The organism is Pseudomonas sp. VE 267-6A (assembly GCF_024126555.1).
Classification (GTDB): Bacteria; Pseudomonadota; Gammaproteobacteria; order Pseudomonadales; family Pseudomonadaceae; genus Aquipseudomonas; species Aquipseudomonas palmensis.
Window position 1 is genome coordinate 164,331 of record NZ_JAMYBY010000005.1, and the last position, 13,992, is coordinate 178,322.

Sequence of the window (13,992 nt, forward strand, 5' to 3'; positions counted from 1 at the left end):
GTGTCCCTGATCGCGTCTGACCACTTCCGCATCGTTGTCGGCCTCGGCAAGAGCGGCATGTCCCTGGTTCGCTTCCTGGCGAACCGGGGCATTGCGTTTGCGGTGGCCGATACCCGCGAGAACCCGCCGGAGCTGGCGACCTTGCGCCGCGACTACCCGCAGGTGGAAGTGCGTTGTGGCGAACTGGATGTGGAGTTCCTGTGCCGTGCCGACGAGCTGTACGTCAGCCCCGGCCTGGCCCTGGCGACCCCGGCCCTGCAGCAGGCGGCCGCGCGCGGCGTGAAGCTGTCGGGCGACATCGAGTTGTTCGCGCGCAATGCCAAGGCGCCGATCATTGCCATCAGCGGTTCCAATGCCAAGAGCACCGTCACCACCCTGGTCGGGGAGATGGCCGTTGCGGCAGGCAAACGTGTGGCAGTGGGCGGCAACCTCGGTACACCGGCACTGGACCTGCTGGACGACGCCATCGAGCTGTACGTGATGGAGCTGTCGAGCTTCCAGCTGGAGACCACCGATCAGCTGAATGCCGAAGTGGCCACCGTGCTCAACGTCAGCGAAGACCACATGGACCGCTACAGCGGACTGCCGGCCTATCACCTGGCCAAGCACCGGATCTTCCGTGGCGCACGGCAGGTGGTGGTCAACCGCCAGGATGCCCTGAGCCGTCCGCTGCCGATGGAAAACGTGCCGTGCTGGACGTTCGGCCTGAATGTGCCCGACTTCAAGGGCTTCGGGCTGCGCGAAGAGAACGGCGAGAAGTACCTGGCGTTCGAGTTCCAGACCCTGATGCCGGTGCGCGAGCTGAGGATCCGTGGTGCGCACAACCAGTCCAACGCCCTCGCGGCGCTGGCCCTGGGGCATGCTGCAGGCCTGCCGTTCGACGCCATGCTGGCCAGCCTGCGCACCTTTGCCGGCCTGGCCCACCGTTGCCAGTGGCTGCGCGAGCGTGACGGCGTGAGCTGGTACGACGACTCCAAGGCCACCAACGTCGGTGCCGCGCTGGCGGCCATCGAAGGCCTGGGTGCGGATATCGACGGCAAGCTGGTGCTGGTGGCCGGCGGCGACGGCAAGGGCGCGGATTTCTCGGCGCTGCGTGCCCCGGTGGCGGCGCACTGCCGCGCCGTGGTGCTGCTGGGCCGTGATGCCGAGCGCATGGCCCAGGCGTTGGGCGACAGCGTGCCGCTGATTCGCGTCGGCAGCCTCGACGAAGCCGTGCAGCAGGGCGCCGCGCTCGCCCAGCCAGGCGACGCCGTGCTGCTGTCGCCTGCCTGCGCAAGCCTGGACATGTTCAAGAACTTCGAAGAGCGTGGGCGCCTGTTCGCCCAGGCCGTGGAGGGGCTGGCATGATCTTCGGCATCATCAAGCCTTATCCGTCCCCCCTGGTCACCGGTCGCGGCATCGACCTCGATTTCGCCATGCTCGCTGGCTGCCTGGCGCTGCTGGGCCTTGGCCTGGTGATGATCACCTCGGCCTCCTCGGAAGTGGCCGCGTTGCAGTCGGGCAACCCGCTTTACCACATGATCCGTCACCTGGTGTACGTGGCCATCGGCCTGGTCGCCTGCGTCGTCACCATGATGGTGCCGATCGCCACCTGGCAGCGCATGGGCTTCATGATGCTGGTCGGTGCCTTCGGGTTGCTGGTGCTGGTACTGGTGCCGGGCATCGGCCGCGAAGTGAACGGCTCGATGCGCTGGATCGGCTTCAGCTTCTTCAACGTGCAGCCTTCCGAAATCGCCAAGGTGTTCGTGGTGATCTACCTGGCGGGCTACCTGGTGCGCCGCCAGACCGAGGTACGCGAGAGCTGGATGGGCTTCTTCAAGCCGTTCATCGTGCTGCTGCCGATGGCCGGCCTGCTGCTGATGGAGCCGGACTTCGGCGCCACGGTGGTGATGATGGGCGCCGCCGCGGCGATGCTGTTCCTGGGCGGGGTGGGGCTGTTCCGCTTCAGCCTGATGGTGGTGCTGGCGGTGGCGGCGGTGTTCATTCTGGTACAGGCGCAACCCTACCGGATGGCGCGCCTGATCACCTTCACCGACCCCTGGTCGGATCAATTCGGTTCCGGCTATCAGCTGACCCAGGCCCTGATTGCCTTCGGCCGCGGTGAGTGGCTGGGCGTGGGCCTGGGCAACAGCGTGCAGAAGCAGTTCTACCTGCCCGAAGCACACACCGACTTCGTGTTCTCGGTACTGGCCGAAGAGCTGGGCGTGGTCGGTTCGCTGCTGACCGTTGCGCTGTTCGTGTTTGTCAGCCTGCGCGCGATGTACATCGGTCTGTGGGCCGAGAAAGCCAAGCAGTTCTTTGCCGCTTACATGGCCTACGGCCTGGCCTTCCTGTGGATCGGCCAGTTTCTGATCAACATCGGAGTGAACGTCGGCCTGCTGCCGACCAAGGGCCTGACCCTGCCGTTCCTCAGCTACGGCGGCAGCTCGCTGGTGATCTGCTGCGTGTGCATGGGCCTGCTGCTGCGCATCGAGTGGGAGAGCCGCACGCACCTGGGCAGCGAAGAACATGAATTCGATGAGAGCGATTTTGCCGAGGAGCCAAGACATGGCCGTTGAAGGCAAAAACGTATTGATCATGGCAGGCGGCACCGGTGGCCACGTGTTCCCGGCCCTGGCCTGCGCCCGTGAGTTCCAGGCACGCGGTTACACCGTGCACTGGTTGGGCACCCCACGCGGTATCGAAAACGAGCTGGTGCCCCAGGCCGGGTTGCAACTGCACCTGATCCAGGTCACCGGCTTGCGTGGCAAGGGCAAGCTGTCGCTGCTCAAGGCGCCGTTCACCCTGTTCAAGGCGGTGCTGCAGGCGCGGCGCATCATCCGTCGGCTCAAGCCGGTGTGTGTGGTCGGCTTTGGCGGCTATGTGACCGGCCCGGGCGGTGTGGCGGCGAAGCTGGCTGGCGTGCCCGTGGTGATCCACGAGCAGAACGCCAAGGCCGGTACCGCCAATCGGCTGCTGGTGCCGCTGGCAGGCCGAGTCTGCGAAGCTTTCCCGAACACCTTCGAGGCCAGCGACAAACTGCGCACCACCGGCAACCCGGTGCGCGGCGAGCTGTTCCTGGAGCCTGTGCGCGCGCCACTGGCCGGGCGCCGCGCGCGCCTGCTGGTGCTGGGCGGCAGCCTGGGCGCGGAGCCGTTGAACAAACTGTTGCCACAGGCCCTGGCCCTGGTACCCGAGGCCCTGCGCCCCGAGGTGTTCCACCAGGCCGGCAAGCAGCATGACCAGATTACCGCCGAGCGCTATCGCGAGGCCGGGATCGAGGCTCAGGTAGAGCCGTTCATCAAAGACATGGCCCACGCCTATGGCTGGGCCGACCTGGTGATCTGCCGGGCCGGTGCGCTGACCGTCAGCGAACTGGCTGCGGCCGGTCTGCCCTCGATGCTGGTGCCGCTGCCCCATGCCATCGACGATCACCAGACCCACAACGCCCACTATCTGGCACGTGAAGGCGCCGCCTTCCTGATGCCGCAAGCGACAACTGGCGCAGCGCAGCTCGCTGAACGCCTGAACGAGGTACTGATGCAACCGCAAAAACTCGACACCATGGCCAGCACCGCACGACGCCTGGCCAAGCCCGCGGCTACCAGCACCGTGGTCGATATCTGCCTGGAGGTGGCCCATGGTTGAAAGCCAGAAAGCCATCCCGCAACCTGAAATGCGCCGTATCCGCCGCATCCACTTCGTCGGTATCGGCGGCGTGGGCATGTGCGGTATTGCCGAGGTATTGCTCAACCTGGGTTACCAGGTTTCCGGCTCGGACCTCAAGGCCTCGCCGGTCACCGAGCGCCTGGAGTCCTTTGGTGCCGAAATCTTCCTTGGCCACCGCGCCGAGAACGCCGCCAGTGCCGATGTACTGGTGGTGTCCAGCGCCATCAATACGGCCAACCCGGAAGTGGCGACGGCCCTTGAGCGGCGTATCCCCGTGGTACCGCGTGCCGAAATGCTCGCCGAACTGATGCGCTATCGCCACGGCATCGCGGTAGCCGGTACCCACGGCAAGACCACCACCACCAGCCTGCTGGCCTCGGTGTTCGCCGCCGGCGGCCTGGACCCGACCTTCGTGATCGGTGGCCGGCTGAATGCAGCAGGTACCAATGCACAACTGGGTACCAGCCGCTACCTGATTGCCGAAGCCGACGAAAGCGACGCCAGCTTCCTGCACCTGCAGCCGCTGGTGGCCGTGGTCACCAACATCGACGCCGACCACATGGCGACCTATGAGGGCGACTTCAACAAGCTGAAGAAGACCTTCGTCGAGTTCCTCCACAACCTGCCGTTCTACGGCCTGGCCGTGGTATGCCTGGATGATCCGGTGGTGCGCGAGATCCTGCCGCTGGTCAAGCGCCCGGCAGTGACCTACGGCTTTGCCGAGGAAGCCGACGTGCGCGCGATCAATGTGCGCCAGTCGGGCATGCAGACCCACTTCACCGTGCTGCGCCGTGACCGCGAGCCGCTGGACGTGTCGGTGAACATGCCGGGCAACCACAATGTGCTCAATGCACTGGCCACCATTGCCATCGCCACCGACGAGGGCATCAGCGACGAGGCCATCGTGCAGGGGCTTTCGGGCTTCCAGGGCGTGGGCCGACGTTTCCAGGTGTACGGCGAACTGCCGGTCGACGGTGGCAGCGTGATGCTGGTGGACGACTACGGTCACCACCCCACCGAAGTGGCGGCTGTGATCAAGGCCGTGCGCGGTGGCTGGCCGGAGCGCCGCCTGGTGATGGTTTACCAGCCGCACCGCTACAGCCGTACCCGCGACCTGTACGACGACTTCGTGCAGGTGCTGGCCGATGCCAACGTGCTGCTGCTGATGGAGGTCTACCCGGCCGGCGAAGAGCCGATCCCGGGGGCCGACAGCCGCCAGCTGTGCCACAGCATCCGTCAGCGTGGCCAGCTGGACCCGATCTACATCGAGCGCGGCATCGAGCTGGCGCCACTGGTCAAGCCGCTGCTGCGTGCCGGTGACATCCTGCTGTGCCAGGGTGCCGGCGACATCGGTGGCCTGGCCCCGCAATTGTTGAAAAGCCCATTGTTCGCGGGCGCGGTTGCCACCGCAGGGAAGGCCAAATGACTGCTCAATACTCCAAGCTGCACTCGACCATCGACCCGAAGGCCTTCGGCCGTGTCGGCGTGCTGTACGGCGGCAAGAGCGCCGAGCGCGAGGTGTCGCTCAAGTCCGGCGCCGCGGTGATCGAGGCGCTCACCAGCGCCGGCGTCGAGGTGATCGCCATCGATGTGGGTGACGATCTGCTCGACCGCCTGCAGCGCGAGAAGCTCGACCGCGCCTTCATCATTCTCCACGGCCGTGGCGGTGAAGACGGCAGCATGCAGGGCCTGCTCGAGTGCCTGGGTATCCCCTACACCGGCAGCGGCATCCTGGCGTCGGCCCTGGCGATGGACAAGTTGCGCACCAAACAGGTGTGGAAAAGCCTGGGTATTCCAACCCCGCACCACGCGGTGCTGGCCAGCGAGCAAGACTGTATTTCTGCGGGCGCGGAACTGGGCTTCCCTTTGATCGTCAAACCGGCCCATGAAGGCTCCAGTATCGGTATGGCGAAAGTGAGCAGCGTCGAAGAATTGATCGTTGCCTGGAAGGACGCCGCCACCTACGACTCGCAAGTATTGGTTGAACAATGGATTCACGGTCCGGAGTTCACCATTGCCGTGCTGCGCGGCCAGGTGCTGCCGCCGATTGCGCTGGGCACCCCGCACACGTTCTACGACTACGACGCCAAGTACGTCGCCAACGATACCCAGTACCGCATTCCGTGCGGCCTGGACGCTGCCAAGGAACAGGAACTGATCGAACTGACCGCACGTGCGTGCGACGCCATCGGCATTGCCGGCTGGGGTCGTCTGGACGTGATGCAGGACGAGCAGGGCAACTTCTGGCCTCTGGAAGTCAACACCGCACCAGGCATGACCGATCACAGCCTGGTCCCAATGGCGGCACGCGCGGCCGGCCTGGACTTCCAGCAGTTGGTGCTGGCGATCCTGGCGGCCAGCGTCGAGGCGCGAGGTTAAGCCCATGCAAGGCGCGATGGTACGTCATCAGCAACCCGCCACCGGCCGCAAGCCGGTGCCGCGCGGTGCCAGCCGGATGGTGGCCAAGGAGCCACTGTCGGCGCGCCTGCCCAAGGCCAATTTCAGCGTGTTCAAGCGTCTGCTGTGGCCGGTTCTGCTGGTAGTGGCCGGGTTCGGTGCCTATGAGGGCGCACAGCGCCTGATGCCGTATGCCGACCGGCCGATCACCAAGATCGCCGTGCAGGGCGACCTGAGCTACATCAGCCAGCAGGCCGTGCAGCAGCGTATCGCGCCCTATGTGGCCGCCAGCTTCTTCACCGTCGACCTGGCCAGCATGCGCACCGAGCTCGAGCAGATGCCGTGGATCGCGCATGCCGAAGTTCGCCGCGTGTGGCCGGACGAAGTGGTGATCCGCCTCGAGGAACAGCTGCCGGTGGCGCGCTGGGGCGACGAGGCCCTGCTCAACAACCAGGGCCAGGCCTTCACCCCGCGCGAGCTGGCCAACTACGAGCACCTGCCGCAGCTGTTCGGGCCGCAGCGGGCGCAGCAGCAAGTGATGCAGCAATATCAGGTACTGAGCCAGATGTTGCGGCCCATGGGCTTCTCGATCGCCCGGCTGGAACTGCGCGAGCGGGGCAGCTGGTTCCTGACCACTGGTGCCGGCAGCGCCGGGCCGGGTATCGAGTTGCTGCTGGGGCGCGACCATCTGGTGGAAAAGATGCGCCGCTTCATTGCCATTTACGACAAGACGCTCAAAGAACAGATCACGAACATCGCCCGCATCGATCTGCGTTACGCCAATGGCCTGGCCGTTGGCTGGCGGGAACCGAATGCACCGACGACAGCCCAACCCGCTGTTGCGAAGAATTAGAGAGAGGCAGGACCCATGGCAAATGCGCATAGCGGCAAAATGATCGTCGGGCTGGATATCGGTACGTCCAAGGTGGTTGCACTGGTGGGCGAAGTGGCCGCCGATGGCACCCTAGAAATCGTCGGTATCGGCACCCATCCATCGCGCGGGCTGAAAAAGGGCGTGGTGGTCAATATCGAATCCACCGTGCAGTCGATCCAGCGCGCCGTCGAAGAGGCCCAGCTGATGGCTGGCTGCCGGATTCACTCGGCGTTCGTCGGCGTGGCGGGCAATCACATCCGCAGCCTGAACTCCCACGGTATCGTCGCCATCCGCGATCGCGAAGTCAGCGCGGCGGACCTGGAGCGGGTGCTGGACGCGGCCCAGGCCGTGGCCATCCCGGCCGACCAGCGGGTGCTGCACACCCTGCCGCAGGACTACGTGATCGACAACCAGGAAGGCGTGCGCGAGCCGCTGGGCATGTCCGGCGTGCGCCTGGAAGCCAAGGTGCACGTGGTCACCTGTGCGGTCAATGCAGCACAGAACATCGAAAAATGCGTGCGCCGCTGCGGCCTTGAAATCGACGACATCATCCTCGAGCAACTGGCCTCGGCCTACTCGGTGCTGACCGATGACGAAAAAGAGCTGGGCGTGTGCCTGGTGGACATCGGCGGCGGTACCACCGACATCGCGATCTTCACCGAGGGCGCCATCCGCCACACGGCGGTGATTCCGATTGCCGGCGACCAGGTGACCAACGACATCGCCATGGCGCTGCGTACCCCCACCCAGTACGCCGAAGAGATCAAGATCCGCTACGCCTGTGCCCTGGCCAAGCTGGCCGGTGCCGGCGAAACCATCAAGGTGCCTAGCGTGGGCGATCGTCCGCCGCGCGAACTGTCGCGCCAGGCCCTGGCCGAAGTGGTCGAGCCACGCTACGACGAACTGTTCACCCTGATCCAGGCCGAACTGCGTCGCAGTGGCTACGAAGACCTGGTGCCGGCCGGCATCGTGCTCACCGGCGGTACCGCCAAGATGGAAGGCGCGGTGGAACTGGCCGAAGAGATTTTCCACATGCCGGTACGCCTGGGCGTGCCTTACACCGTGCGGGGCCTGAGCGACGTGGTGCGCAACCCCATCTATTCCACCGGCGTGGGCCTTCTGACCTATGGCCTGCAGAAGCAGTCCGAAGGCGTGACCCTGACCGGTATCAGCAGCAACAGCTATGGCGATGAACCGAAGGCCCCGGTGCTTGAGCGACTCAAGCGCTGGGTCCAGGGCAACTTTTAAGTTTCAAAGCAGTAGTAGTAGGCGCAAAAAACTAGAGAACTGAAAGGAGAGGGAAAATGTTCGAGCTCGTAGACAACGTCCCGCAAAGCCCGGTCATCAAAGTGATCGGCGTCGGTGGCGGCGGTGGCAACGCCGTCAATCACATGGTCAAGAGCAACATCGAAGGCGTCGAATTCATCTGCGCCAACACCGATGCTCAAGCGCTGAAAAACATCGGCGCGCGCACCATCCTGCAACTGGGTACCGGCGTGACCAAGGGCCTGGGTGCAGGTGCCAATCCGGAAGTCGGTCGTCAGGCCGCGCTGGAAGACCGTGAGCGCATCGCCGAAGTGCTGCAAGGCACCAACATGGTGTTCATCACCACCGGCATGGGCGGCGGTACCGGTACCGGTGCTGCTCCGATCATCGCCGAAGTGGCCAAGGAAATGGGCATCCTCACCGTTGCAGTGGTGACCCGTCCGTTCCCGTTCGAAGGTCGCAAGCGCATGCAGATCGCCGACGAGGGCATCCGTGCCCTGGCCGACAGCGTCGATTCGCTGATCACCATTCCGAACGAGAAGCTGCTGACCATCCTGGGCAAGGATGCCAGCCTGCTGTCGGCCTTCGCCAAGGCTGACGACGTGCTCGCCGGTGCCGTTCGCGGTATCTCCGACATCATCAAGCGTCCGGGCATGATCAACGTCGACTTCGCCGACGTGCGTACCGTGATGAGCGAGATGGGCATGGCCATGATGGGTACCGGCTGCGCCAGCGGTCCGAACCGTGCGCGTGAAGCGACCGAGGCGGCCATCCGCAACCCGCTGCTCGAAGACGTCAACCTGCAGGGCGCCCGCGGCATCCTGGTGAACATCACCGCAGGTCCTGACCTGTCGCTGGGTGAATACTCCGATGTGGGCAGCATCATCGAGGCATTCGCCTCCGACCACGCCATGGTCAAGGTCGGTACCGTCATTGACCCGGACATGCGCGACGAGCTGCACGTCACCGTGGTAGCCACCGGCCTGGGTGCCAAGATCGAGAAACCGGTCAAGGTCATCGACAACACCCTGCAAGCGTCCGCTGTACAGACCCCAGCCCCTGCGCCGGCCCGTCCGGAGCAACCTTCGGTCAACTACCGCGATCTGGAGCGTCCGACCGTCATGCGCAACCAGGCTCACGCCGGGGCCGCTGCGGCACAGAAGCTGAACCCGCAGGACGACCTGGATTATCTGGATATCCCGGCTTTCCTGCGTCGTCAGGCCGATTAATGGAATTTATCAGGGCTATGAAGGTGATTGGTGTTCAGCAAAGGCCGGGTCTGCTATTATCCTCAGCCTTTGTTGATACCAGTTCGCAATTTGCGCTGAAGCGGCCAATGCCATGATTAAACAACGCACCCTGAAAAATATCATCCGTGCCACAGGTGTCGGCCTGCACTCCGGGGAAAAGGTTTACCTGACCCTCAAGCCCGCCCCTGTGGATACCGGCATCGTATTTTGCCGTGCCGACCTCGACCCTGTGGTGCAGATCCCTGCCCGTGCGGAAAACGTCGGCGAGACGACCATGTCCACGACACTGGTCAATGGCGATACCAAGGTAGACACGGTAGAGCACCTGCTCTCGGCCATGGCTGGCCTGGGCATCGATAACGCCTACGTCGAGCTCTCCGCGTCCGAAGTGCCAATTATGGACGGCAGCGCCGGGCCCTTTGTATTCCTGATTCAATCTGCCGGCCTGGAAGAACAGGACGCAGCCAAGAAGTTCATCCGCATCCTGCGTGAAGTGACAGTGGAAGACGGCGACAAGCGCGCCACTTTCCTGCCTTTCGAAGGGTTCAAGGTGAGTTTCGAGATCGATTTCGACCACCCGGTGTTCCACAACCGGACCCAGAGTGCCAGCGTGGACTTTTCCAGCACCTCGTTCGTGAAGGAAGTCAGCCGCGCCCGTACCTTCGGGTTCATGAGTGACATCGAGTACCTGCGCAAGCACAACCTCGCCCTCGGCGGCAGCGTGGAAAACGCCATCGTCGTGGACAAGGATGGCGTGCTCAACGAAGACGGCCTTCGCTACGAAGACGAATTCGTCAAGCACAAGATCCTCGATGCGATTGGCGACCTCTACCTGCTGGGCAACAGCCTGATCGGCGAGTTCAAGGGCTACAAGTCCGGACACGCGCTGAACAATCAGCTGCTGCGCAAGCTGATCGAGGAAACCGATGCGTGGGAAGTGGTGACGTTCGAAGATGCCAGCACGGCACCGATCTCTTACATGCGTCCGGTTGCGGCAGTGTAAGTACGAACTCTCTCTTCTTTAGTTATTTTTTGGGGCTGCCTTCGGGTGGCCCTTTTTTATTGCCGCGCAGTCGCAGGTTTGCGAGCGCTGTGCGCTCGTCTATCCCTTGCCGTGCCTGGCCAGGCGCTCCAGCGCCGCCTTGAGCTTGGGGTCGGTGATCCCTTCGGCCGTAGCGTGGATGTTCTGCGCCGAACGTGTCGAGATGTCCATCGGGTGCCCCGCCGCGGGTGCCACACCGGCCACCGGCTGCACCCTGAAATTGATGCGGGTCAGGCTGCTGAAGGCCTCCATCATCTGCAACTGGCGCAGCAGGCGTTTCTGCTGGTAACGCAGGCGCGTGGCCCAGTGCCCGTCGGTGACGATCAGCAGCAGCGTACCCTCGCGCCAGGAGGCCACATGGCAATGCTCGCGCGCTGCCGGCTGCAACTGGCTCTCTACCAGGCGCTGCAGCTGGGCCAGGCGCTGGGCCTGGCTGAACAGGGCCTTGAGCGGTCGCGCTTCACGCAAAAGCACGGCGGGTGCACGGGCGGGCAGGGGGCGAAAAGCCATGGGCAGGGTCCGAAAAATACAGTGGCGCCATCTTAACAGATCGCCCCGCCGGTAATTCTTCATGTGACGATGGGTTGAAGTTGGCGAAAAAGGCCTTATTGTAAAAAAGCCCCGTCAAAAGCGCTGTGCCAGCATCGTGGAAATCCGCCACTTTCCTCACCATCGTTTCCGGGTAGAATGCTCGTTCGCATGCGGCCATAAGGGCTGCACGGGCGACTCACGGGGCCGCCCTCCATCCCTACGTGTGGAAGATCCTGCCAATATGTTTGCGCCTTTGTTAAAAAAACTTTTTGGAAGCAAGAACGAGCGTGAAGTCAAACGCATGCTCAAGACGGTACAGATCGTCAATGCCTTCGAAGAGCAGATGGTCGCCCTGACGGACGAGCAGTTGCGGGCCAAGACCGCAGCGTTCAAAGAGCGCCTGGCCAAAGGCGAGACCCTTGACCAACTGTTGCCCGAAGCCTTCGCCGTTGCGCGCGAGGCCGGCAAGCGGGTCATGGGCATGCGTCACTTCGATGTACAGCTGATCGGTGGCATGACCTTGCACGAGGGCATGATCGCAGAGATGCGTACCGGTGAAGGCAAGACCCTGGTGGCGACCCTGGGCGTGTACCTCAACGCGCTGTCCGGCAAGGGCGTGCACGTGGTCACGGTCAACGACTACCTGGCCCGCCGCGACGCCAACTGGATGCGCCCTCTGTATGAATACCTGGGCCTCACCGTGGGTGTGGTCACCCCGTTCCAGCCGCCGGAAGAAAAGCGCATCGCCTATGCCGCCGACATCACCTACGGCACCAACAACGAATTCGGTTTCGACTACCTGCGCGACAACATGGCGTTCAGCATGGAAGAGAAATTCCAGCGCGAGCTGAATTTCGCCGTGATCGACGAAGTCGATTCCATCCTGATCGACGAAGCCCGTACCCCGCTGATCATCTCCGGCCAGGCCGAAGACAGCTCCAAGCTGTACATCGAGATCAACAAGCTGATCCCGCAGCTCAAGCAGCACATCGAAGAGGTCGAAGGGCAGGTCACCCAGGAAGGCCACTACAGCATCGACGAGAAGACCCGCCAGGTCGAACTCAACGAAGCCGGCCACCAGTACATCGAAGAGATGCTCACCCAGGTCGGCATGCTGGCTGAGGGCGAGAGCCTCTACTCGGCGCACAACCTGGGCCTGCTGACCCACGTGTATGCCGGCCTGCGTGCCCACAAGCTGTTCCACCGCAATGTCGAGTACATCGTGCAGGACGGCCAGATCCTGCTGATCGACGAGCACACCGGCCGCACCATGCCGGGCCGTCGCCTGTCCGAGGGCCTGCACCAGGCCATCGAGGCCAAGGAAAACCTGAACATCCAGCCCGAGAGCCAGACCCTGGCCTCGACCACGTTCCAGAACTACTTCCGCCTGTACAACAAGCTGTCCGGCATGACCGGTACCGCTGACACCGAAGCGTTCGAATTCGCCCAGATCTACCAGCTCAACGTGATGGTGATCCCGCCGAACAAGCCGCTGGCGCGCAAGGACTTCAACGACCTGGTCTACCTGACCGCCGAAGAGAAGTACACCGCGATCATCGCCGACATCAAGGAGAGCATGGCTTCCGGGCGTCCGGTGCTGGTGGGTACCGCCACCATCGAAACCTCCGAGCACATGTCCAACCTGCTGATCAAGGAAGGCATCGATCACAAGGTCCTGAACGCCAAGTTCCACGAGAAGGAAGCCGAGATCATCGCCCAGGCCGGTCGCCCGGGTGCACTGACCATCGCCACCAACATGGCCGGTCGTGGTACCGACATCCTGCTGGGCGGCAACTGGGAAGTCGAAGTGGCTGCCATGGACAACCCGACGCCCGAGCAGGTTGCCCAGGTCAAGGCCGACTGGCAGAAGCGTCACCAGCAGGTGATCGAGTCCGGTGGTCTGCACGTGATCGCCTCCGAGCGCCACGAATCGCGCCGTATCGACAACCAGCTGCGTGGCCGTTCCGGCCGTCAGGGCGACCCGGGCTCGAGCCGCTTCTACCTGTCGCTGGAAGACAGCCTGATGCGCATCTTCGCCTCCGACCGGGTCAAGAACTTCATGAAGGCCCTGGGCATGCAGTCCGGCGAGGCCATCGAGCACCGCATGGTCACCAACGCCATCGAGAAGGCCCAGCGCAAGGTCGAAGGTCGCAACTTCGACATCCGCAAGCAACTGCTCGAATTCGACGACGTGGCCAACGAGCAGCGTAAGGTCATCTACCACATGCGCAACAGCCTGCTGGCGGCGACCAACATCGGCGACACCATCGCCGAGTTCCGCCAGGAAGTGCTCGATGCCACCGTGGCCCAGCACATCCCGCCACAGTCGCTGCCCGAGCAGTGGGACGTGCCGGGCCTGGAAGCGGCACTGGCCAGCGATTTCGGGGTCAAGCTGCCGATCCAGCAGTGGCTGGACGAAGACGACCACCTGTACGAAGAGACCCTGCGCGAGAAGTTGATGGCCGAGCTGATGGCGGCCTACAACGAGAAGGAAGAGCAGGCCAGCGCCGATGCCCTGCGTACCTTCGAGAAGCAGATCCTGCTGCGTGTGATCGACGACCTGTGGAAAGACCACCTGTCGACCATGGATCACCTGCGCCACGGTATCCACCTGCGTGGCTACGCCCAGAAGAACCCGAAGCAGGAATACAAGCGCGAGTCGTTTGCCCTGTTCCAGGAACTGCTGGACTCGATCAAGCGCGACACCATCCGCGTGCTCTCGCACGTTCAGGTTCGCCGCGAAGACCCGATCGAAGAGGAAGCACGCCTGCGCCGCGAAGCCGAAGAGCTGGCCCAGCGCATGCAGTTCCAGCACGCCGAGGCCCCTGGCCTGGAGGCGGGCGAGCTGCTTGAGGAGGGTGCCGACGTCGCCGTGGCCGCAGCGCCGGTGCGCAACGAGCAGAAGCTGGGCCGCAACGAACCCTGCTGGTGCGGTTCGGGCAAGAAGTTCAAGCAGTGCCACGGCAAGATCGACTGATCGCACC

The 13,992-nt window shown here is 63.7% G+C and carries 11 protein-coding genes; 10 read left to right on the forward strand and 1 reads right to left on the reverse strand.

What is annotated here, in order from left to right:
- The 9 genes from murD to lpxC all read left to right on the forward strand — a co-directional run bounded on the left by murD (position 1) and on the right by lpxC (position 10,438).
- A complete protein-coding gene (murD, locus tag NJH59_RS07430; RefSeq protein WP_253086591.1) occupies positions 1–1,347 on the forward strand; it encodes a UDP-N-acetylmuramoyl-L-alanine--D-glutamate ligase in 1,347 nt (448 codons plus the stop codon).
- Positions 1,347–2,558, forward strand: a complete 1,212-nt coding sequence (ftsW, locus tag NJH59_RS07435) for a putative lipid II flippase FtsW (RefSeq protein ID WP_173925074.1) — start codon at positions 1,347–1,349, stop codon at positions 2,556–2,558. The genes murD and ftsW overlap by 1 nt, the downstream gene beginning before the upstream one ends.
- On the forward strand, positions 2,548–3,627 hold the full coding sequence (murG, locus tag NJH59_RS07440) for an undecaprenyldiphospho-muramoylpentapeptide beta-N-acetylglucosaminyltransferase (protein ID WP_043862067.1): 1,080 nt from the start codon (positions 2,548–2,550) through the stop codon (positions 3,625–3,627). The genes ftsW and murG overlap by 11 nt, the downstream gene beginning before the upstream one ends.
- On the forward strand, positions 3,620–5,074 hold the full coding sequence (gene murC / locus NJH59_RS07445; RefSeq protein ID WP_043862068.1) for a UDP-N-acetylmuramate--L-alanine ligase: 1,455 nt from the start codon (positions 3,620–3,622) through the stop codon (positions 5,072–5,074). The genes murG and murC overlap by 8 nt, the downstream gene beginning before the upstream one ends.
- Complete coding sequence (locus tag NJH59_RS07450; RefSeq protein ID WP_043862069.1) at positions 5,071–6,027, forward strand: D-alanine--D-alanine ligase; 957 nt, start codon at positions 5,071–5,073, stop codon at positions 6,025–6,027. Before murC ends, NJH59_RS07450 begins: the two co-directional genes overlap by 4 nt.
- 4 nt (positions 6,028–6,031) lie before the next feature.
- Positions 6,032–6,898 (forward strand): cell division protein FtsQ/DivIB, encoded by an 867-nt coding sequence (locus tag NJH59_RS07455; RefSeq protein ID WP_043862070.1) that lies wholly within the window; start codon positions 6,032–6,034, stop codon positions 6,896–6,898.
- A gap of 15 nt (positions 6,899–6,913) precedes the next feature.
- Positions 6,914–8,167 carry a cell division protein FtsA gene (gene ftsA / locus NJH59_RS07460; RefSeq protein WP_043862071.1) on the forward strand — a complete coding sequence of 418 codons (1,254 nt, stop codon included), beginning with the start codon at positions 6,914–6,916 and terminating at the stop codon, positions 8,165–8,167.
- Between the two features lie 56 nt (positions 8,168–8,223).
- A complete protein-coding gene (gene ftsZ, locus NJH59_RS07465; protein ID WP_043862072.1) occupies positions 8,224–9,414 on the forward strand; it encodes a cell division protein FtsZ in 1,191 nt (396 codons plus the stop codon).
- Positions 9,415–9,526: 112 nt separating this feature from the next.
- Positions 9,527–10,438, forward strand: coding sequence for a UDP-3-O-acyl-N-acetylglucosamine deacetylase (gene lpxC, locus NJH59_RS07470; RefSeq protein ID WP_043862073.1), 912 nt, complete (start codon positions 9,527–9,529; stop codon positions 10,436–10,438).
- Between the two features lie 99 nt (positions 10,439–10,537).
- Here the strand turns inward: lpxC and NJH59_RS07475 are convergent, their stop codons facing one another.
- Positions 10,538–10,987, reverse strand: a complete 450-nt coding sequence (locus NJH59_RS07475) for a DUF721 domain-containing protein (protein ID WP_054914835.1) — start codon at positions 10,985–10,987, stop codon at positions 10,538–10,540.
- A 262-nt stretch (positions 10,988–11,249) separates the two neighbouring features.
- Between NJH59_RS07475 and secA the strand changes: the two genes are divergently transcribed.
- Positions 11,250–13,985: a preprotein translocase subunit SecA gene (gene secA, locus NJH59_RS07480; protein ID WP_054914834.1), complete on the forward strand. Its 2,736-nt coding sequence runs from the start codon at positions 11,250–11,252 to the stop codon at positions 13,983–13,985.
- The last annotated feature ends 7 nt before the right edge of the window (positions 13,986–13,992 follow it).

Coding starts and splice junctions, on each gene's coding strand:
- murG (WP_043862067.1), top strand. CDS start 2,548: ATGGCCGTTGAAGGCAAAAACGTATTGATCATGGCAGGCGGCACCGGT.
- murC (WP_043862068.1), top strand. CDS start 3,620: ATGGTTGAAAGCCAGAAAGCCATCCCGCAACCTGAAATGCGCCGTATC.
- NJH59_RS07450 (WP_043862069.1), top strand. CDS start 5,071: ATGACTGCTCAATACTCCAAGCTGCACTCGACCATCGACCCGAAGGCC.
- NJH59_RS07455 (WP_043862070.1), top strand. CDS start 6,032: ATGCAAGGCGCGATGGTACGTCATCAGCAACCCGCCACCGGCCGCAAG.
- ftsA (WP_043862071.1), top strand. CDS start 6,914: ATGGCAAATGCGCATAGCGGCAAAATGATCGTCGGGCTGGATATCGGT.
- ftsZ (WP_043862072.1), top strand. CDS start 8,224: ATGTTCGAGCTCGTAGACAACGTCCCGCAAAGCCCGGTCATCAAAGTG.
- lpxC (WP_043862073.1), top strand. CDS start 9,527: ATGATTAAACAACGCACCCTGAAAAATATCATCCGTGCCACAGGTGTC.
- NJH59_RS07475 (WP_054914835.1), bottom strand. CDS start 10,987: ATGGCTTTTCGCCCCCTGCCCGCCCGTGCACCCGCCGTGCTTTTGCGT.
- secA (WP_054914834.1), top strand. CDS start 11,250: ATGTTTGCGCCTTTGTTAAAAAAACTTTTTGGAAGCAAGAACGAGCGT.